The sequence below is a fragment of the Pseudomonas sp. B21-017 genome (genome assembly GCF_024749245.1).
Taxonomy (GTDB): domain Bacteria; phylum Pseudomonadota; class Gammaproteobacteria; order Pseudomonadales; family Pseudomonadaceae; genus Aquipseudomonas.
In genome coordinates this window covers 2,369,295-2,389,080 of sequence record NZ_CP087194.1, presented here as the reverse complement: position 1 = coordinate 2,389,080, position 19,786 = coordinate 2,369,295, and the positions used below count along the sequence as shown (strand labels likewise).

The following is a 19,786-nucleotide window of genomic DNA, read 5'->3' as shown; positions in this document are numbered from 1 at the left end:
AGGTCAGCCCAGATCGCCGCCACCGACCGGCATGACCATGCCGGTGATATAGGAGGCTTCGTCGCTGGCCAGAAACAGGATAGCGCTGGCCTGTTCATCCAGTGTGCCGTAGCGCTTCATCAAACTGCTGTCGAGGGTCTGGTCGACGATCTGCTGATACCACAGCTTTTCCTGAGCGCTTTGTTCCGCGGTGTTGCGCGGGATCAGCCGCGGCGGCGCTTCGGTGCCACCGGGAGCGGTCGCGTTGACCCGTACCCCACGGCCGGCGGTTTCGAACGCCAGGCACGCGGTCAACGCGTTGACCCCACCCTTCGCCGCACCGTAAGGCACGCGATTGACGCTGCGGGTGGCGATGGATGAAACGTTGACGATGGCGCCGTTGCCTTGCTCAAGCATGAACGGCAGCGCGGCATGGCAACACCACAGCGTCGGGAACAATGAACGTCGGACTTCGGCCTCGATCTGCGACTCTTCATAGTGCTCGAAAGGCTTGGCCCAGATCGTGCCGCCGACATTGTTGACCAACACATCGAGGCGCCCGAAGCGCTCGACGGCGGTGCGCATCACGCGGCTGCATTCGTTGTATTGCTCAAGGTCGGCGGTCAGGGCGAGCACCTGGCTGTCCCGCCCCAGTTCTTTCTGCAACTCGAACACCAGATCGGAGCGGTCGACCAGAATCAACCGCGCACCTTCAGCGGCCATGCGTTCCGCCACACGCCGGCCGATGCCTTGGGCGGCACCGGTAATCAGCGCGATTTTTTCGTGGAATCTGTTCATACATACCCTCGTTGCGAAATCGCTTTCGCGGGAAACACGATCTGTAGCAGCTGTCGAGCCCCAGCGAGGCTGCGTTCGGCTGCGAAGCAGTCGCAAAATAAAAAACTGCGGTATGTCAGGTAAACCGCGTTTGCCGGATTCACGACTGCTTCGCAGCCGAACGCTGCCTCGCTGGGGCTCGACAGCTGCTACTAGAGCGTGTCGCGGCTCAGGCCGCGCTGGCGGCAAATTTCTCGTAGTAGAAGTTCGCAGGCGCGATGCCTTGCTCGCGAATGAACTGGCTGACCGCTTCGACCATCGGCGGCGGGCCGCACAGGTAGACATCGACGTCGCCATCGTTCAGATGCCGTGGCTCGATGTGCTGGGTCACGTAGCCCTTGAGCGGGTGCCGACTGTCGGGGTTGGCCACGCAGGCGCTGAAGCTGAAGTTCGGGATTCGTGCGGCAAAGGCTTCCAGTCGATCGATTTCCACCAGGTCGAAATCGTTGGTCACGCCGTAGATCAAATGCAGCGGATGATCGCTGCCCTGCTCGGCGATTTTTTCCAGCATCGCGGTAAACGGCGCCAGACCGGTGCCACCGGCCAGCAGCAACAACGGCCGGCGAATATCGCGCAGATAGAAACTGCCCAACGGTCCGGCCAGGCTCATGCTGTCGCCGGCCTTGGCCATGCCGGTCAGGAAACTGCTCATCAAGCCGCCGGGCACGTTGCGAATCAGGAAACTGACTTCGCCGTCACGCTGCAACGAGCTGAACGAATACGCACGGGTCTGCTCGCTGCCCGGAACCCCGAGGTTCACATACTGCCCCGGCAAAAACGCCAGTTTGCTCAGGGCTTCGCCCTTGATCGACAGTGCGATGGTGCTGTCGGACAGCTGACGCACGGCGCTGATGGTCGCGTCGTAACTGGCCTGACGAGTACGGCAGACATCCGATGAAACCGGCACCCGCACCACGCAATCGCTCTGCGCACGCATCTGGCAAGTCAGGACAAAACCCTGCTGCGCTTCGTCAGCGCTGAGGGCGTCTTCGATGTAGTCCTCGCCCAGGTCGTAGCGCCCGGCTTCGGCGAAACACTTGCAGGTGCCGCAAGCGCCGTCGCGGCAGTCCAGCGGAATATTGATGCCCTGGCGGTACGCAGCATCGGCCACGGTTTCGCCGGCGTTGGCGTCGATGAACCGGGTGACGCCGTCTTCGAAATTGAACGCAATGGAATGAGTCATGACGGCCGCCTCAGAGGTGGTAAACATCAATGACCTGGCGAACGTAGTCGTTCTTCAGGATCACTTTCTTGGCCAAGATCAGCGGGTTCTCGCCGCGCACATCCAGGGTGTAGAAACTGCTGCCGAAATAGCTGTCGACGGTCTTGTAGCGAAAGCTCAGGGTGTGCCAGTTGAAACGCACCTTGCACAGGCCGTCGGCCTGTTCGATCAGCTCGATGTTGCTGAGGTTGTGCGAGGTGCGGGTGTCCGGCACGCTGGCACTGGAACGCTCGGTCTTGATACGGAAGATGCGGTCTTCCAGGCCCGTGCGGTTGCCGTACCAGATCAGCGAGATTTCCCGCTGCGGATCGATGGTCAGCTCGTCGTTGTCATCCCAGGACGGCATCCAGAAAGTGGCGTCCGGTGCGTACAACTCCAGCCAGTCATCCCATTGCTTGTCGTCGAGGTAGCGCGCTTCGCGGTAGAGAAAATCGCGCACCGCGTCATAGGTCATGGTCATTGCACGGCCTCCACTGCAATCAGTTCGGACTGTTCGGCGGCCAGGGCCTTGAGCATGGTCTGCTGCCAATATTTGTGTTGCAGCACGAACAGGCCTTCGTCTTCGGTACGCACCCCGCTGAGCAATGGGTGCAGGTCAATTTCCTTGGCCGCGTCATCGGCGCCTTCAATCCAGTGTTCGGCACCACGGGACATGTCATTCCAGGTGGTGACGCTGCCCTGGTAACCGGTCTGGCAGGAGCGAAACTCTTCCAGATCGTCTGGAGTGGCCATGCCACTGACGTTGAAAAAGTCCTCGTACTGCCGAATGCGGCTCGATCGGGCGTGGTCGCTTTCACCTTTGGGGGCGATGCAGTAAATGGTGATTTCGGTGCGGTTGACCGAGATCGGCCGGGCGATGCGAATCTGCGAGCTGAACTGGTCCATCAGGTACACGTTCGGGTACAGGCACAGGTTGCGCGAGTTCTCGATCATCCAGTCGGCGCGAGCCTGGCCGAAGTCCCGGGCCAACTCGTCGCGACGCTCGTACAGCGGACGGTCCTCGGGGTTGGACCAACGGGTCCAGAGCAGCATGTGGCCCTTGTCGAAGGAATAGAAACCACCGCCCTGCTTGGCCCAGGTGCCGGCGCTCATGGTGCGGATGTCTTCGCCCGCTTCGCGCTGTTTGCGCTGATTCTGGGTGGCGGCGTAGTTCCAGTGCACGGAGCTGACGTGATAGCCGTCGGCGCCGTTTTCGGCGGTGAGTTTCCAGTTGCCTTCGTAGATGTAACTGGAGGAACCGCGCAGCACTTCCAGGCCATCGGCGGACTGGTCGACGATCATGTCGATGATCTTCGCCGACTCGCCCAAGTGCTCCACCAACGGCACCACGTCGGCCTTGAGACTGCCGAACAGGAAGCCGCGATAGGACTCGAAACGCGCGACTTTGGTCAGATCGTGGGAGCCTTCGCAATTGAAGCTCGCCGGGTAGCCGGCCGCCGCCGGGTCCTTGACCTTGAGCAGCTTGCCGGAGTTGTTGAACGTCCAGCCGTGGAATGGGCAGGTGTACGAACTCTTGTTGCCGGTCTTGTGCCGGCAGAGCATCGCCCCGCGGTGGCTGCATGCGTTGATAAAGGCATTCAACACGCCATCCTTGTTGCGCGCGATGAAGATCGACTGGCGCCCCATGGTGGTGGTGTAGAAATCGTTGTTGTTGGGGATCTGGCTTTCGTGCGCCAGGTACAGCCAGTTGCCTTCGAAGATGTGTTCCATCTCAAGGTCGAACAGCCGCGGGTCAGTGAACATCTCGCGCTTGCAGCGATAGATACCCTGTTCAGGGTTTTCTTCAAGCAGGGAGTGAAGGTATTCGGGTCGCAGGGACATGGCCGCCGCCTCCATTGTTTTTATTCAGGCAGGGCCATGCTAGAACGTGGGGATGGGGCGGACTATCCGCCGGGTGCAGACCTGTATCCGTTTTGTGCAAGGGGCGGTCGGTGGTTGATGGTTGCCAATGTGGCGAGGGAGCTTGCTCCCGCTGGGCTGCGAAGCGGCCCCCGGCATTCTGTCAGGCACACCGCGTCGGCAGGATTTACGACTGCTGCGCAGCCGAACGGGGGCAAGCCCCCTCGCCACAGGTTATTCGTCAAACGTCTTGGCAATCAATGACGGCGCTTGAGGGTGTCCGAAGGCAATTCGCCGAACTGTTTGCGGTAGCTGTCGGAGAACCGGCCCAGGTGCAGGAAGCCGTAATCCATGGCCACCTCCGTGACGTTGCGCACATTGCAGGTCGGATCGCTCAGGTTGGCGTGAATGCGCTCGAGCTTCTTCTGCCGGATGTAGTTTTTCGGCGTGTCCCCCGCATTGCGTTCGAACAGCCCGTACAGCGAACGCAGGCTCATCCGCGCCTGGCGCGCCAGTTCTTCGCTGTCGATGTCTTGCTTGAGGTTGCAGGCGATGTAATCGACCAGCGCCTCGAACGTGGCCGAGGCTGAGCCGGGATCGGTGCGCATGACGTTGGTTTTCATCAGGCCCAGCATCTTGCTGACCACGATTTGCGCATAGTGCTCCTGCACGCGAGGAATCGGCTCGGAAGCCTCAGCTTCCTGGCAAATCATCGCCAGCAGACCGACGAAACCTTCCAGTTGATTGAGCTGATAACGGTTTTCCAGAAACCGCACGCCCTGCCCCGGATACCGCCAGCGCTGCTCCTCGCACACCGACTCCAGCAGCCGGGTGGGGACTTTCAGGATGAATTTTTCGCAATCACTGGAATAGGTCAGATCCACCGGATCGTCCGGGTTGATCAGCAGCAACTCCCCGGGCGCGAAGTAATGTTCCTGACCGTGGCCACGCCACAGGCAATTGCCGCGCAACAGCACTTGCAAGTGATAGATGCTGTCCAGCGCGCCAGAGGTAACCCGCACGCTGGCGCCATAACTGATGCGGCACAGATCAAGGCTGGCAAACTTGCGATGATCGAGGCTGGCCAGCGGCCGGCCGGCCCTGGGCATCTGCAGGCAATGGTTGCCGACATGCTGATTGACGTAGCCCGACACCGCATACGGGTCGGCATGGTCGAAGATTCTGCTGCGATGACTCAACAATTGCGCTTGCATCATCGGTTCACTCTCATTGTTGTTATCAGTGGCGCCGCCATTCTAGTGTCCTGCCCGAAACACAGAAGGCCACGAGATAAACGGTCGGTTATCTCGTGACCCGGTTCGGCTGCTCGAGAGGTATCAGTCCTCGAGCGCACGCACCCGCTCGTGGCGTTGCTGCTCCTCAGGTTGGGCGGACGACTGCAGGGTGAAGTCGAAATCGATTTCGGCAAAACGACCGCTCACGCCATGGGCCGCTGCACGCTGCGGATCGTCGCTGAAGGTGATCTTGGCGATCAGTTCGTCACGGGTGGCGTAGGCGAAATCGTCATGCAGGTACTGATCGCCATCGAGGTTGATCTGGGTGGTCAGGTGACGATGATCCGGTGCCGAAATGAAGAAGTGAATGTGCGCCGGCCGCTGGCCATGACGGCCCAGTTGATTGAGCAGTTGCTGGGTCGGACCATCCGGCGGGCAGCCGTAGCCCGACGGCACGATGCTACGGAAGCGATAACGACCCTCGGCATCGGTGACGATCCGGCGACGCAGGTTGAACTCGGACTGGGTGGTGTCGAAGTACGAATAGGTGCCGCCGGTGTTGGCGTGCCAGACATCCACCACCGCCCCGGCCAGCGGTTCGCCGGCGGTGTTGAACACCCGGCCCTGCATGAACAGAGTCACACCCGGATCGACGCCGTCATCGAGACGCGCTTCGCCTTGCGACAGCGGCGCACCCGCCACATACAACGGCCCCTCGATGGTTCGCGGGGTGCCGCCGGATTTGCCGGCCTGCTCGTCTTCGGCATCCATCAACAGGTCGAGGTAATGCTCAAGACCGAGCCCGGCAACCAACAGACCGGCCTCCTGCCGCGCGCCCAGCACGTTGAGGTAATTGACGGCTTTCCAGAATTCTTCCGGGGTCACGGCCAGGTCTTCGATGATGTTCACCGAATCACGCAGGATGCGGTAAACCAGCGCCTTGACCCGCGGATCGCCGGCTTCATTGAGCAGGCCGCTGGCTTCTTCGAGAAACTTCTGGACACTGGCGGTGTGGGAAATCTTGACGTTCATGGTGGATCCTCATCTTGTAATTATTAGCGTAGCGAACTGAACAGGCTGGGTTCAGCGGTCATCCTCGCGAATGGAAGAAGGATGCCGGCACAGCGCGTTGACCTCGATGGCCATGTACGGGTACAGCGGCAATTGCATCAGTAAGTCGTGCAGTTCCTGAACGCTGTCGACATCGAACACGCTGTAATTGGCATAGAGCCCGGCGATGCGCCACAGATGACGCCACTTGCCTTGCTCTTGCAGGCGCTGGGCCAGGGCTTTCTCGTCGGCCTTGAGTTGAGCGGCGCGCTCCGGGTTCATGTCGACCGGTAAATTCACGGTCATTTTTACGTGAAACAGCATGATGCCCTCCTCAGGCTTGATGAACGACAGTGGAACTTTTGTCCCGACGGAAAAACGCCAGGCGCTCTTCATCCAGGGTCAGGCCCAGCCCCGGTGTTGACGGGACGTGCAGTTGGAAATCGCGGTAGACCAAGGGCTCGCTGAGGATGTCTTCGGTCAGCAGCAGCGGGCCGAACAATTCGGTATCCCAGCTCAATGTATTCAGGGTGACAAAGGCATGGGCCGAGGCCAGCGTGCCGATTCCGCCTTCGAGCATGGTGCCGCCGTACAGGCCGATACCGGCCGCCTCGGCAATCGCGGCGGTTCGCAGCACGGCGCGCGGGCCGCCGTTCTTGGCGATTTTCAGAGCGAACACCGAAGCGGCGCCTTCCCGTGCCAGGTTAAAGGCATCTTCCACGCACTCGATGGATTCATCGGCCATGATCGGCGCCGGGCTCATGGCATTCAGGCGCACCATGCCGGCGCGGTTATTGCGCGAGATAGGTTGTTCGATCAGGTCGATGCCGTTGGTGCCGAGGATCCGGCAGGCCCGCAGAGCGACTGCTTCGTCCCAAGCCTGATTGACATCGACCCGCACGCTGGCGCGATCGCCCAAGGCCTTTTTGATCGCAATAACGTGAGCCAGGTCGCGGTTGACCTCGCCGGCGCCGATTTTCAGCTTGAAGATCCGGTGGCGGCGCAGGTCGAGCATTTTTTCCGCTTCGGCAATGTCCTTGGCGGTGTCGCCGCTGGCCAGGGTCCAGGCCACCGGCAATGCATCGCGAACCCGTCCACCCAACAGTTCGCTGACCGGCAGGCCAAGGCGCTTGCCCTGGGCGTCGAGCAAGGCGCTTTCGATACCCGATTTGGCGAAGGTGTTGCCACGAATGCTGCGCTCCAGGCGCAACATCACGGCATTCACATTGCCGCTGTCCTGGCTGATCAGCAGTGGCGCGAAGTGTTTGTCGATGTTGGTCTTGATGCTGTCCGGGCTTTCGTTGCCGTAGGCCAGGCCGCCGATGGTGGTCGACTCACCGATACCCTCAATGCCATCGGCACAGCGCACCCGAATGATCACCAGAGTCTGGTTCTGCATGGTGTGCATCGCCAGCTTGTGTGGGCGAATGGTCGGCAGATCGACGATGATCGTCTCGATCGATTCAATGGCTGTTGCAAGCATGTCGCGATACCCGTCAGGTTCTTAAAGTTCTGGAACCGATTCTGGTACGGCTTTTTTCGGGAAGCCAATATAGAATTGGTCTGACTCGATACCTTAAAGGTATTTAACAGATCGACGTCCGGAGGCCCCATGGAACTGCGTCACCTGCGATATTTTCAGGTGCTGGCTCAAACCCTCAACTTCACCCGCGCCGCCGAACTGCTGCACATCGCCCAACCGCCGCTGAGCCGGCAGATCCAGCAGCTGGAAGACGAACTCGGGGTACTGCTGCTGGAGCGCGGCCGACCGTTGAAGCTGACCGACGCCGGGCGTTTTTTCCATGAACACTCCACCGCCCTGCTCGAACAACTGGGCAAGGTCTGCGACAACACGCGGCGGATCGGCCTGGGCGAAAAGACCTGGCTGGGCATCGGCTTTGCGCCCTCGACACTCTATGGCGTGCTGCCGGAACTGATTCGCCGGTTGCGCAGCGGCGAGCCTCTGGCGCTGGAGTTGGGGCTCTCGGAAATGACCACGTTGCAACAGGTGCAGGCGCTCAAGGCCGGGCGTATCGATGTCGGCTTCGGGCGCATCCGCATCGACGACCCGGCCATCCTGCAGACCGTGCTCACCGAAGACCGACTGGTGGCCGCCCTGCCCGCCGGCCATCCGCTCCTCGCCAGGCCCATCAGCCTTCGGGAACTGGCCAAGGAACCCTTTGTGCTCTACCCCGGCAACCCGCGCCCGAGTTACGCCGACCACGTGATCGCATTGTTCGAAGCCAGTGGCGTGCACATCAAGGTGGCGCAATGGACCAACGAGCTGCAAACGGCGATTGGTCTGGTGGGGGCGGGAATCGGGGTGACGCTGGTACCGGCCTCGGTGCAGTTGCTGCACCGCGACGACATTGGCTTCACCCCGGTGCTGGAAGACAACGCGATCTCGCCGATTATTCTCAGCAGGCGCGTGGGCGATGTGTCGCCGGGGTTGAATCATTGCTTGCAGATGATCGATGAACTGCTGCCGCGCGACAGTTGAGCCGTAAATGCAATCCGTAGCAGCTGTCGAGCCCCAGCGAGGCTGCGTAGCGGTCGTGAATCCGGCTAATGCGGTCTGCCTGATGTATCGCGATCTCCGATTTTACGACTGCTACGCAGCCGAACGCAGCCTTCGGCAGCTGCTACAAGAAGTCGCGGTTAGGCCACGACACCGGCGAACGCTCGGCGACCGGCACGCATTTCTATGCGAAGTTCGCCGATCAGGTTGGAAATATCGCGAACACTGATCAGTTTGTCGGGGGATACGCCGGTGATCAACAATTCAATCCGCCCGGTGCTCTGATCGAAAACCTTGATCCGCAAGGTTTCATCATGGTTCACGGTGCATTCGCAGGAGAGCGGCTTGAAACCGGACTCGACAATCTGGCAAAGCTGCTCAATTGAAACCATGACAGACGCCCTCCCTGGACGGCCTCCCGATTGGATCCACTGAGATTAGTTCAGCTTGCGCAATGCGCCAGTGAGCTTCGTAGGAGCTGGCGAGCCCGCGTTCGCCGTAGCAGCTGTCGAGCTTGCGAGGCTGCGTTCGGCTGCGCAGCAGTCGTCAAACCAGAACTTGCGGTGCATCAGGCAAACCCCGCCAGCCGGATTCACGACTGCTGCGCAGCCGAACGCAGCCTCGCAGGCTCGACAGCTGCTACACAGTCAATCACCCCCGACGTCGTTCAGTGAGCATCCCCATCCCATATCCAATTCCAGATCCCTGGCAAACGAACAGGCTCGGAACTCTGCTTGACGGTGCGCGCCATGGCCGCCCGCTGTAGCGCTGCCGTGTCGTCGTAAAACGGCTTCTGCGCCGTGGCCAGACCGGTGGCGTTGGCACTGTCGAGGAGGATTTGCAGGTATTCGCGGGCATGCCGGGCGGTGTAGCGGTTGAGGTCGTGAAAGGTCACCACCACCGGAATCACCCCATCCACCGTCGGCAACTCGCCAAGGGCTATGCGCTCGCGGACTTCGGACAGCTGCCGCAGCATATTGGCCCGCCGCCGAGGGCTGGCGTTGAAGCCCCAGATCTTGCCGTCATTGGCGCTCAGGTCGGTCAGCAGTACATGCATGCCGTGCTGCTGATAGGCCGCGAAAGTGCGCTTGTCATAATTCCAGAACGGCGGACGCACCAGGATCGGCGAGGCGCCAGTGATCGCGGCGATGTCTGCGCTGCCGTTGGTCAGCGATTGCTCCAGTTGCTCCGGCTCCAGGGAGCGATGGTTGGTGTGGTGGGGAGTGGCCGTGTGGAAGCCCAGCAGATGCCCTTCGGCCTGTTCGCGCCGCATGAGTTGGCGCCCCACGTCACTGCCGCCGGCGCCCGAGGCTCGGGTCTGCACGAAGAACACGGCTTTGATGTCCGGTTGCAGCGGATTGTGCGCCAGGCTGTCGAGTACAGTGGCGGTCGGGTTGTAAAAACCGGACGCGCTGGGCCCGTCGTCGAAGGTCAGCAGAAAGCGGATCGGCGCCTGCGCTTGCAGACGCTGTTGCGTCTGCGGCGTCATTTCAATGGGCGCGGCGATGCAGCCAAACAGGCCGACAGCGATGGCGAATACGGATAGAACCTTGATCAACTGCTTCATGTTTTGCCTTGGGCCAGACCTTGCGACCGTCACGTTTAATGGCAAAAACCCCTCGCCCATTCATCCTTCGACCGGCCCGCCAATCGCTGCGAGCCGAGGTTGGATAAGGGTACACAGTGTTTGGTTCCAGCGCCTGCTCCCCAGGTGATTGCATTTCAAACTACAAAAACTAAAAAGCCCCGCCATCTATTGGCGGGGCTTTGGGGATGTGCAAACCGATCAGGGCTTCAGCGGGCGTTCCTGGTCGCGGTCCGACAGCTCTTTGCCGTCGTCGGGGTGCTTCCAGTCCGGCGTCGAACGCTTCTGCCGCTCGATTTCTTCCTCTGTCGGTTCATCGGTCTCATCATCCAGGTCCGGACGCTTTGGTTCAGTGGCCATGTCCACCTCCCGTCCTCAAGGGATCATCCGTTAAGCGTAGAACAGTTTCGCGCCGGACGACTCAGAGCCACCAGCGCAGTAAAAAGAAAAAGCCCATGCTCAACAACATGCTGAGCAGAGTATTGCGGGTGTAAAGCACCAGGCCCACGGCCACCAGCGAACTGATCAGGTAGGGGTTGTCCCACTGCAGGTTCAACTGTTTGTCGGGCATGAACACAATCGGCCCGCAGATCGCGGTGAGCATGCCCGGCACCGCGAAACCGAGGAACTGCCGGGCATTGCTGCTCAAGCGCACCGGCAGCCGAGGTTCGAGAAATACGTAGCGGTTCAGGAACACCAGCAGGCCCATCCCGATAATCACAGCCCAGACCATCATGTGCGCCCCACGTAGAGTTTGTTGCAGATGAACCCTGCGGTCATGCCCGCCAATCCCGACAGCACCAGCGCCGAGCCCCATTGCCAATAGCTGAACAGCACCGAACAGAACAGCGAGACCGCCACGCAGACTACCGTCGGAACGTTGCGCACCACCGGCGTGATCAAGGCGATAAAGGTCGCGGCGATGGAGAAATCCAGCCCCAGGTGTTCAAGGCCCGGAATGCTGCTGCCCAGCACAATGCCCGCCAGGGTGAAGAGGTTCCATGCGATGTAAAACGTCAGGCCCACGCCGAGGGCGTACCAGCGGTTGAACTGCTGTTTGTCGTGCTGGCTGGTCAGGGCGAACAACTCGTCGGTGAGCAAAAAGCCCAGCCCGATACGCCAGCGGCCCGGCAGCGGGGAAATCACCGAGCGCATGCTCATCCCGTACAGCAAATGCTGGGAGGTCAACAGCAACGTGGTCAACAGAATCGAAAAGACCCCAGCGCCGCCCTTGAGCATGCCGATGGCGACCAATTGCGCCGCGCCGGCAAACACGATGCTCGACAGCCCCTGGCCTTGCAGGGGCGTGAGGTTGGCCTCGATGGCCATGGAACCGGCCAGCAATCCCCAGGGCGCGGTCGCCAGGGACAACGGCATGATGGCCGCGGCGCCACGAAGGAATGCAGTGCGCGGCATGAATGAGTTGGACATAACGCTCTACAACCAGGAAAAGTCTTCAGACTGTGCCAGCAGTCATGGCCGATGGCTTGAACAATCTTGCGCACTTGCAACGACTTCACGATTGACAAATACCCCGTCGGCTTTTAAAACTGGGCGCCTCATTCAGGGTGTAAGCAACCATGTCCGCAACCTTCAACCTCAACACTGTCGTCATTGGCTTGATTGCCAAGGCGCAAGGTTGCGTTGCGCACGCCCCTAAATCGAAGAAACAGTCGCTCATGTGACCGGGGCGCGCTGTCCCGTCAGATGAGCTGACAGGACATTGAGCGCGACGGACACCCCTCCTCTTGCTGACTTCCTTCTACGCTTCTGACGGTGACGAAATCGGTCAACCTTCAGGAGAAAGTGCATGTCATCGTTTCAAGGTATCTGGGTTCCCATCGTTACGCCGTTTCACAATGGCGCGATCGACTTCGCCGGATTGCGGCGGCTGGTCAGTCATCTGCTGGAAAAAGGCGTCGATGGCATAGTGGTCTGCGGCACCACCGGGGAAGCCGCGGCGCTGGCCAAACATGAACAACTGGCGGTGCTCGATGCGGTGCTGGAACAGGTTCCACCAGAACGCGTGGTCATGGGCCTGGCCGGCAACAACCTCACCGAGTTGCTGCACTTTCAAAGCGAAATCCTGAAGCGTCCCCTGGCGGGCTTGCTGGTGCCGCCGCCCTACTACATCCGCCCTTCCCAGGCCGGCCTCGAAGCCTTTTTCAAGACCGTCGCCGATGCGTCCAGCGTCCCGATTATTCTCTACGACATCCCCTATCGCACCGGCATAGCCTTCGAGCAGGCGACCCTGCTCCGGATCGTCGCCCATGAGCGGATCGTCGCGATCAAGGACTGCGGCGGCAACCCAGCCAACACCTTCGCATTGCTCTCCAGCGGTAACGTCGACGTGCTGTGCGGCGAAGATAATCAGATCTTCGGCGCGCTATGCCTGGGGGCCAAAGGCGCAATTGCCGCCTCGGCCCATGTTCATCCCGAGCTGTTCGTGACGCTGTATCAACAGCTTCGCGACAACCGCTTAGCGGCCGGCCGAACGACCTTCTTCCAGTTGCTGCCGCTGATCCACAGCCTGTTCATCGAGCCCAATCCCGCTCCGGTGAAAACTGCCCTGGCCCTTGGAGGATTGATCCACGACGAGCTGCGAGCGCCAATGCAACGCAGCAGTGAAAGCACGACGGTGCGTTTGAAAGAAGTACTGGCAGCGCTTGAAGGCGGCAATCGATAGAGCACAAGCGTCCAGCCCGAGTACCATGGAGCGATTCACCTAACGCGTCAGGGAATCGACATGCTTTACCGAATCGCCGCCGACGGGCTGGTGCTGTCTCACTTGTTGTTCATTCTGTTCGTGCTGTTCGGCGGGCTGCTGGTGCTCAAATGGCGCCACCTGATCTGGTGGCACCTGCCCGCCGCTGCATGGGGTGTGATCGTGGAAGTCTTCCACCTGGCGTGCCCACTCACCGAATGGGAAAACCGCATGCGCCACGCGGCCGGGCAAACCGGTTACGGCGGCGGTTTTATCGAACACTACGTGTGGCCGATCATTTATCCGGCCGGGCTGACGCCCACGATTCAACTGGCACTGGGCAGTGTGGTGTTGGCGCTCAACGTGCTGATCTATGTGCGGCTGTTCCGGCACTGGAAGCATCCGACCCGTTCAGGCAGTAACCACCGGTCCGGTTGAACTCAGTTGGCGATAACACTCATGTTCCGGCCACTGGCCTTGGCCACATACAGCGCCTTGTCCGCGGCGCCGACAATGTCGTCGGGCTGGGCTTGCGAGGCCGGGTCGTAAGCGCAGACACCCACGCTGACCGTGACCACGCCCTCCACACCCTCAACGTGTTTGATGCCGGCCTGCTGAACCGCACGGCGGATGTTTTCCGCTACCAGAAACGCCCCCACGTAGTCGGTACCAGGCAGCACCACCGTAAACTCCTCACCACCGAAGCGAGCCGCGAGATCGCCGGGGCGTTTGATGTTTTCGGTGATGATCGTGCTGATTTTGCGCAAACACTCATCGCCCGCCAAATGACCGTAGTGATCATTGAAGTTCTTGAAGTGGTCGACATCGATCATCAACAGCGCAAGATGGGCCTGGCTACGCCTGGCGCGGCCCATTTCCGCGAGCATGAACAGGTCGAATTGACGCCGGTTGGAAAGTCCGGTCAGTGCATCCTCCAGTGCCAGCAACTCCAGGCTGCGGTTGACCTCAATGAGTTTGTCCTGAGTCTCCAACAGATTGTTCTGAATATGATTCTGCTGCTTCATGAGGCGGATCAGGCGATAACCGAGAGCCCCCAGAAACCCCAGCAGCAACAGGACGATGCCCGCACTGAATATTGATTCCTGCCGCCAACTGGCCAGGACTTCATCCTTGTCGAGCCCGGCAAAGACGACAAGCGGATACCCCTCGACCCGTCGAAACCCCACGACCCGCACCACCCCGTCGACAAAGGACCTGACCGTTGCCGTACCGGAATCGCCCTTGGGCAACAGCTGGGTAAACAGCGGCCCTTTGGCAACACTGGTGCCGATATCGGCTTCGTTGAACGGGCGCCGAACGACGATGGTGGCGTCATCGGAGATCAGGTTGATCACGCCGTTATTGCCCATGTCGATGCTGTTGTACAAATCCAGGAAATGCTCGAGGTAGATCGAAGCCACCACCACGCCGGCAAACCGGCCATCAGCGTGATTGATCCGGCGTGACACGGTCATGATCCACTCACCGGTCGAGCGACTTTTTATCGACGGACCGATATGAGGGCCGCGGTCGGGATGATCACGGTGGTAGATAAAATATTCACGGTCGGAATTATTGGCATTGGGCGGTATGACGTTAATGGCGTTGGCGAGCCAGCGTCCTTCTTCATCGAACACGAACAGCCCATGGATCTGTACCAACTCACTGCGCTGAGCCTGGAGCAAACGTTGCAGTCGGGGAAATTTTTCCGGTTGCATGCCATCGATTTCGAGGCGGTCCACCAGGGAGAACAGTAGCGTGTCGGCCTGTTTGATCGATGCCTGCGCCTGCGAGGCCAGGGTTTGCGCCAGGTTGGACATCGCCACTTCGCTCTCACGCAGATGGTACTGACGCGAGTTCCAGCTTTCACCGATCACAATGGCCATCAAGGACAGGCACACCGCAATCAGCAGAGAAACCGCGTATCGAACCTTGAGCGTTGTCTCAACCGGCTCGGGCACCCAAGGCTTGGCGAACCGGGTGTGTTCAATACGATCTTTGACGGACGGATGCCCCATGACGCTCCCTGAATCCCTTATGACATGGCGAATTTTCCCGTTCGCCCTTTTAGCGCCAGCCAGCCGTGACCGGCGCTCAAACCATTACAACCCGATACCGATACGATAGGTGATTTGCACAAAAACGCTCATTGCCAGCGATCGTAATCGCTACATCGGCGTCTGTTTGATCGCCTCAAACCAGGCCGGATTCAATCGCCTCTGTTCGGTATCGATGCCCAACGCTTCCATCCGTGCCTTGTGCTGGTCCATCTCTCGGGCCAGCTGACTATGGTCGCTGGAATTGCCGTCCAACTGGTGCATCTGGCTCAGCCCCAAGTGATAAAAGCGCAGCAGCTTCATGGCGGCAGGGTCGCCCTGCTTCACCGCCGCCGTCACCTGGTGCATGACGTTGGTGACGCTCATCAGGCTGCGCTTGAGCTGCCAACCATAGACCGCTGGCGCCATCCACTCCTGGCTCCAGAACTTGCCGCGCATCAGCGCCACTGTCAGCAACAACGCGGCAAACACACCGCCCACGTTGAACCGCAGATTATCGCCGCCGGGTTCACCGAACAACGTCACCGCCGCCGTCGACAGCACCATCGCCAGCGCCAGGAACATCAGGGCGATGATCACCGTGCTGCGCCGCGTCTGGCGTCGATAGGTTTCGGCATTCATTGGCTGGATTTCGAACATCGCGACGGGGTTCCTTGCATCGATGGTAAAAGGCGCTGTGACAAAAAGACTGCGAGGCATTATCGCCTCCCCGAAGGATTTAGCTATGCTGGAGCTCCTTTTCATCTTTTCATCGTCAAACGGGAGCATGGCGATACAGCGCAGTTCGTGCCATCTTCATCATGGATACACACTATTCGGATGCCATGCGCCGTTGCTGGCGGGTGACATCGTTTTAAGGATCATTGAATGACCCAACGACATGTAATCAACGCCTCGGTCAGCCCTAAAGGCAGCCTGGAAACGCTCTCCCAGCGTGAAGTACAGCAACTGAGCGAAGCCTCATCCGGCATCACCTATACCCTCTTCCGCCAGTGCGCCCTGGCCATCCTCAATACCGGCGCCCATGTCGATAACGCCAAGACCATTCTGGAAGCCTATAAAGACTTCGAAATCCGCATTCACCAGCAAGACCGTGGCGTACGCCTGGAACTGCTGAATGCCCCCGCCGACGCTTTCGTCGATGGCGAAATGATTGCCAGCACCCGCGAAATGCTCTTCAGCGCCCTGCGCGACATCGTCTATACCGAAAACGAACTCGACGCCTTGAGCATCGACCTGAGCACCTCCCAGGGCATCAGCGACTACGTCTTCCACCTGCTGCGCAACGCCCGCACCCTGCGCCCCGGCGTCGAGCCGAAAATCGTGGTGTGCTGGGGCGGCCACTCGATCAACACCGAAGAATACAAATACACCAAGAAAGTCGGCCACGAACTCGGCCTGCGCAGCCTGGACATCTGCACCGGTTGTGGCCCTGGCGTGATGAAAGGCCCGATGAAAGGCGCGACCATCGCCCATGCCAAGCAACGCATCCACGGCGGCCGTTACCTCGGCTTGACCGAGCCGGGGATCATCGCCGCCGAAGCACCGAACCCGATCGTCAACGAACTGGTGATCCTGCCGGACATCGAGAAACGCCTGGAAGCGTTCGTGCGGGTTGGCCACGGCATCATCATTTTCCCGGGTGGCGCGGGCACGGCCGAGGAATTCCTGTACCTGCTCGGCATCCTGATGCACCCGGACAACCAGGACCTGCCGTTCCCGGTGGTCCTTACCGGGCCGAAAAGCGCCGCACCGTATCTGGAGCAACTGCACGCCTTCGTCGGCGCAACCCTCGGTGAAGAAGCGCAGCAGCACTACGAGATCATCATCGACGACCCGGCCGAAGTAGCGCGGCAGATGACTCAGGGCCTCAAAGCGGTCAAACAGTTCCGCCGTGAGCGCAACGACGCGTTCCATTTCAACTGGCTACTGAAGATCGACGAAGGCTTCCAGCGCCCGTTCGACCCGACCCACGCCAACATGGCCAACCTGCAACTGAGCCGCAACCTGCCGCCCCACGAACTGGCCGCCAACCTGCGCCGCGCGTTCTCCGGCATCGTCGCCGGCAACGTCAAGGACAAGGGCATCCGCCTGATCGAAGAACACGGGCCGTACCAGATTCGCGGTGATGCCGAGGTCTTGCAGCCGCTGGACCACTTGCTCAAAGCCTTCGTTGCCCAGCACCGGATGAAACTGCCGGGTGGCGCGGCGTATGTGCCGTGTTACCAAGTAGTGGCTTGATACGCGAAACCCTGTGGAAGCAGGCCCGCGATGGCCCGCTTTCCCGAACCACCGGAAACAAGAAACCCCGCGTGATGCGGGGTTTCTTGTTTTTGGGGACTGAGTCAGTGGAGCCCACTGTGGCGAGGGAGCTTGCTCCCGCTGGGTTGCGAAGCGACCCCAAATCCAGCAACCGCATTTTTTTGGCACACCGCATATGCCGGTTTTGCGACTGCTGCGCAGCCGAGCGGGACGGTGCGGCGATCCGACAAGCTCCCTCGCCACAATGGGTCACTCAGTTCTGAGGATCGAGGTTATCCAGCACCCGGTTCACCGCCAACTCCCCAAGCATGACCACCGATTGAATCCCCAACATCACATTGCGATGTGGCATGTCCATCAGTCCGGCGAACTCACTGAGCATCATGCTCGCTGACGCCAGGGATTCGCAGGCATTGACCAGCAGGGTTTCGTTATCGACCTTCGTACCCACATGGTAAATGGTGCTGGGTTTGCGCTTGGTGGCTTTGGGGATGGGTGGTTTGAGGTAGTGGTCGAGGGCGCGGTCGGCGGCTTCGTGGAGTTTATTCGAATCGAGGGATTCGTAGGGGGAAATGTCGTCGGTTTCCGGAGGATTTGGTGTTGGTTTGAACATAAATGAAGCTCCTTGATCAGTGGAGCCGACATCTATCGCTGCTAAACGAAGAAGGTGGCGGCTGTACGCGGGTTAGCAGACCAGGGATCAAGGAACCCGGCGCACCGAAGTGCCCCACGCATAGCCGCCATAACGCGAATGGCGACACTGACGTGCCTTGATATTCATCGAGCTGCTAAACCCGATCGCTGATTCGTCAGCGACCCGGAAACGATAGAGCCCGGCCTCAAGGCGCACAAGCCGGCGGATTCTGGCGTAGTCGTAGGCAACGGCGCAAGGCTGTGTAGCCTGAGTGAGTATCTGGAGATGTCGATTAAACATCGCCTGTTTATTGGTCTTACTGTGGATTTTGCGGTGGATGGGCTGGCCTCTTCGCGAGCAAGAGACTTGGCCTGCCCGTAGCAGCAGCCTCGCGGGCTCGGCAGCTGCTACAACAGATCGCTTACTAATCGCGCCGCAAGAGACTTGGCCTGGCTCGCCACATCAGTTACCGCCGTGCTCTCCCACCACATGCCGCGCAACGGTGGCCCCATGGCGAACAAACGGCTGGCGACCTGCCCGTCGGCGCTGAGTACCGCGCCATCCACCGCCGCAGCAATGCCCAACGCCAACGGCCCCGGCCGTACCAGCCCGCGAGCGAGCAATTGCTGGGGCAACGGCCGCGCCACCCGGCGCCAGTCGTATTCGATGCCGCTGGAGTTGATCAGCGCCGCGCCATGCACCACGCAGGTTTGCGCCTCACCACGACGACGAATGCGGATGCTGACCTCACCGTCCGACGCAGGCTCGAGCCCCTTGAACGATGCGGCATGAATCCGCAACCGCCCTTCCCCGTGTAGCCGCGCCACCAACTCGGCACTCAGCGGCGGCGAGCGATGGTGATGGCTTTCCCACCATGGCCGTACATGCCGCACAAATTGCCGGCGTTGCACATCGGTCGCCTGACTCCACAACCGCCCGATATGCGCCCGAACGGTATCCAACGGCGCTTGCCAGTCGATGCCCTGAGCGATGGCATCGCGGCAATGCCGGCGCAGTTCGCGCACCAGCTGACGCGGTGTGCGAATACTGTGGTCCTCGGCGAGAAAATCCACCCACGCCGGCGGCTGCCTGCGCACATGCGGCAGCAGGCCATGACGGGAAAAGACTTCGATCGGCCCACGATGCCCGGCTTGCTCCAGCGACACCACGGCATCGACCATGGTCAGGCCCGAGCCGATGATCAGCACCGTCGACTGTGGATCGAGTTGACGCATGGCGGCCACATCCCACGGGTCGAGTGCAGCTGCATTCAAACCGCTGGACTCGGTCTGCGGCGTGCGGGCGGCGGGAAACATTCCGGTCGCCAACACTGCGTAAGCGCCCTGCAATTGTTGCCCATCACTCAGGCTCAACCGCACCGAATCGCTCAACGTTTCCAGGTCCACCACCTCGGCCCGCACATGTTCGACACGCGCCCCCTTCAATGCGCCCACCGCCTGCGCTTCAGCCAGACGCTGCTGCACATAAACGCCAAACAACCCGCGCGGCGGAAACAGTTCACTGACCGGCACATGTTGCTCATCCGACTCCGGCCAGCCACCGGCGGCAATGTGTTCGGTCAGCCAGTGGGTCAGGTCATCGGCGTTGTCCGGGTCGACGCTCATCCGCGCCGCGTTACCGTTGAGCGTATGGCCCAGCTCCACCGCACTGTAGGCTTCGCCACGGCCCAGTTCTGCTCGCGGCTCGATCACCAGAACCCGGCGTTGACCGGGCAAGCGCAACAACTGCGCCGCCAGCATCGCGCCACTCAGGCCGCCACCGATGATCAGGATGTCAGCGTGGCGGATGGCGTCGCTCGCCTGTCCGCGTGGGGTCTCAGTCATGGCGTTCTCACTGGTCAATG

21 protein-coding genes are annotated in these 19,786 nt (G+C 60.5%); 4 read left to right on the top strand and 17 right to left on the bottom strand.

Features of this window, described 5'->3' with window-relative positions; all coding sequences use genetic code 11:
* Window positions 1-3: 3 nt before the first annotated feature.
* The 8 genes from LOY28_RS10865 to LOY28_RS10830 all read right to left on the bottom strand — a co-directional run bounded on the left by LOY28_RS10865 (window position 4) and on the right by LOY28_RS10830 (window position 7,645).
* Window positions 4-777, bottom strand: coding sequence for a 1,6-dihydroxycyclohexa-2,4-diene-1-carboxylate dehydrogenase (locus tag LOY28_RS10865; RefSeq protein ID WP_018927989.1), 774 nt, complete (start codon window positions 775-777; stop codon window positions 4-6).
* A 208-nt stretch (window positions 778-985) separates the two neighbouring features.
* Window positions 986-1,999, bottom strand: coding sequence for a benzoate 1,2-dioxygenase electron transfer component BenC (gene benC / locus LOY28_RS10860; RefSeq protein ID WP_018927990.1), 1,014 nt, complete (start codon window positions 1,997-1,999; stop codon window positions 986-988).
* Between the two features lie 10 nt (window positions 2,000-2,009).
* A complete protein-coding gene (gene benB, locus LOY28_RS10855; protein ID WP_018927991.1) occupies window positions 2,010-2,498 on the bottom strand; it encodes a benzoate 1,2-dioxygenase small subunit in 489 nt (162 codons plus the stop codon).
* Window positions 2,495-3,859 carry a benzoate 1,2-dioxygenase large subunit gene (gene benA / locus LOY28_RS10850; RefSeq protein ID WP_019649241.1) on the bottom strand — a complete coding sequence of 455 codons (1,365 nt, stop codon included), beginning with the start codon at window positions 3,857-3,859 and terminating at the stop codon, window positions 2,495-2,497. Before benA ends, benB begins: the two co-directional genes overlap by 4 nt.
* A 275-nt stretch (window positions 3,860-4,134) precedes the next feature.
* Window positions 4,135-5,094: an AraC family transcriptional regulator gene (locus LOY28_RS10845; RefSeq protein ID WP_018927993.1), complete on the bottom strand. Its 960-nt coding sequence runs from the start codon at window positions 5,092-5,094 to the stop codon at window positions 4,135-4,137.
* 120 nt (window positions 5,095-5,214) lie between these two features.
* Window positions 5,215-6,144: a catechol 1,2-dioxygenase gene (gene catA, locus LOY28_RS10840; protein WP_018927994.1), complete on the bottom strand. Its 930-nt coding sequence runs from the start codon at window positions 6,142-6,144 to the stop codon at window positions 5,215-5,217.
* A gap of 51 nt (window positions 6,145-6,195) precedes the next feature.
* Complete coding sequence (gene catC, locus LOY28_RS10835; protein ID WP_007936026.1) at window positions 6,196-6,486, bottom strand: muconolactone Delta-isomerase; 291 nt, start codon at window positions 6,484-6,486, stop codon at window positions 6,196-6,198.
* Between the two features lie 10 nt (window positions 6,487-6,496).
* On the bottom strand, window positions 6,497-7,645 hold the full coding sequence (locus LOY28_RS10830) for a muconate cycloisomerase family protein (RefSeq protein WP_018927995.1): 1,149 nt from the start codon (window positions 7,643-7,645) through the stop codon (window positions 6,497-6,499).
* A 129-nt stretch (window positions 7,646-7,774) separates the two neighbouring features.
* Between LOY28_RS10830 and LOY28_RS10825 the strand changes: the two genes are divergently transcribed.
* Window positions 7,775-8,662 carry a LysR family transcriptional regulator gene (locus LOY28_RS10825; RefSeq protein WP_018927996.1) on the top strand — a complete coding sequence of 296 codons (888 nt, stop codon included), beginning with the start codon at window positions 7,775-7,777 and terminating at the stop codon, window positions 8,660-8,662.
* Between the two features lie 158 nt (window positions 8,663-8,820).
* Here LOY28_RS10825 and LOY28_RS10820 read toward each other — a convergent pair whose 3' ends face one another.
* From LOY28_RS10820 to LOY28_RS10800, 5 genes are all read right to left on the bottom strand, one after another.
* On the bottom strand, window positions 8,821-9,072 hold the full coding sequence (locus LOY28_RS10820; RefSeq protein ID WP_258613736.1) for a DUF1652 domain-containing protein: 252 nt from the start codon (window positions 9,070-9,072) through the stop codon (window positions 8,821-8,823).
* A 275-nt stretch (window positions 9,073-9,347) separates the two neighbouring features.
* Window positions 9,348-10,247 carry a polysaccharide deacetylase family protein gene (locus LOY28_RS10815; RefSeq protein WP_018927998.1) on the bottom strand — a complete coding sequence of 300 codons (900 nt, stop codon included), beginning with the start codon at window positions 10,245-10,247 and terminating at the stop codon, window positions 9,348-9,350.
* Between the two features lie 219 nt (window positions 10,248-10,466).
* Complete coding sequence (locus LOY28_RS10810) at window positions 10,467-10,625, bottom strand: hypothetical protein (RefSeq protein ID WP_173861163.1); 159 nt, start codon at window positions 10,623-10,625, stop codon at window positions 10,467-10,469.
* A 61-nt stretch (window positions 10,626-10,686) separates the two neighbouring features.
* Window positions 10,687-10,998: an AzlD domain-containing protein gene (locus tag LOY28_RS10805; protein WP_162830927.1), complete on the bottom strand. Its 312-nt coding sequence runs from the start codon at window positions 10,996-10,998 to the stop codon at window positions 10,687-10,689.
* A complete protein-coding gene (locus tag LOY28_RS10800) occupies window positions 10,998-11,696 on the bottom strand; it encodes an AzlC family ABC transporter permease (protein WP_018928001.1) in 699 nt (232 codons plus the stop codon). The genes LOY28_RS10805 and LOY28_RS10800 overlap by 1 nt, the downstream gene beginning before the upstream one ends.
* A 379-nt stretch (window positions 11,697-12,075) precedes the next feature.
* Between LOY28_RS10800 and dapA the strand changes: the two genes are divergently transcribed.
* Together dapA and LOY28_RS10790 are read left to right on the top strand one after the other, a co-directional pair.
* Window positions 12,076-12,951: a 4-hydroxy-tetrahydrodipicolinate synthase gene (gene dapA, locus LOY28_RS10795; protein WP_258613734.1), complete on the top strand. Its 876-nt coding sequence runs from the start codon at window positions 12,076-12,078 to the stop codon at window positions 12,949-12,951.
* 60 nt (window positions 12,952-13,011) lie between these two features.
* A complete protein-coding gene (locus tag LOY28_RS10790) occupies window positions 13,012-13,407 on the top strand; it encodes a DUF2784 domain-containing protein (RefSeq protein ID WP_258613732.1) in 396 nt (131 codons plus the stop codon).
* A 2-nt stretch (window positions 13,408-13,409) separates the two neighbouring features.
* Here the strand turns inward: LOY28_RS10790 and LOY28_RS10785 are convergent, their stop codons facing one another.
* Window positions 13,410-14,987, bottom strand: coding sequence for a sensor domain-containing diguanylate cyclase (locus LOY28_RS10785; RefSeq protein ID WP_258613730.1), 1,578 nt, complete (start codon window positions 14,985-14,987; stop codon window positions 13,410-13,412).
* A 150-nt stretch (window positions 14,988-15,137) separates the two neighbouring features.
* A complete protein-coding gene (locus tag LOY28_RS10780; protein ID WP_258613724.1) occupies window positions 15,138-15,665 on the bottom strand; it encodes a DUF3087 domain-containing protein in 528 nt (175 codons plus the stop codon).
* 228 nt (window positions 15,666-15,893) lie between these two features.
* On the opposite strand from LOY28_RS10780, the gene ppnN reads away from it, so the two are divergent.
* Window positions 15,894-17,267 (top strand): nucleotide 5'-monophosphate nucleosidase PpnN, encoded by a 1,374-nt coding sequence (gene ppnN, locus LOY28_RS10775; protein ID WP_018928007.1) that lies wholly within the window; start codon window positions 15,894-15,896, stop codon window positions 17,265-17,267.
* Between the two features lie 274 nt (window positions 17,268-17,541).
* On the opposite strand, the gene LOY28_RS10770 is transcribed toward ppnN, so the two are convergent.
* Together LOY28_RS10770 and LOY28_RS10765 are read right to left on the bottom strand one after the other, a co-directional pair.
* The gene (locus tag LOY28_RS10770) at window positions 17,542-17,901 is read right to left on the bottom strand and encodes a DUF6124 family protein (RefSeq protein WP_258613722.1); all 360 of its coding nucleotides are present in this window, start codon (window positions 17,899-17,901) and stop codon (window positions 17,542-17,544) included.
* A 428-nt stretch (window positions 17,902-18,329) separates the two neighbouring features.
* Entirely contained in the window at window positions 18,330-19,766 is a 1,437-nt protein-coding gene (locus LOY28_RS10765; protein ID WP_258613720.1) for an FAD/NAD(P)-binding protein, read from the bottom strand.
* Between the last annotated feature and the right edge of the window lie 20 nt (window positions 19,767-19,786).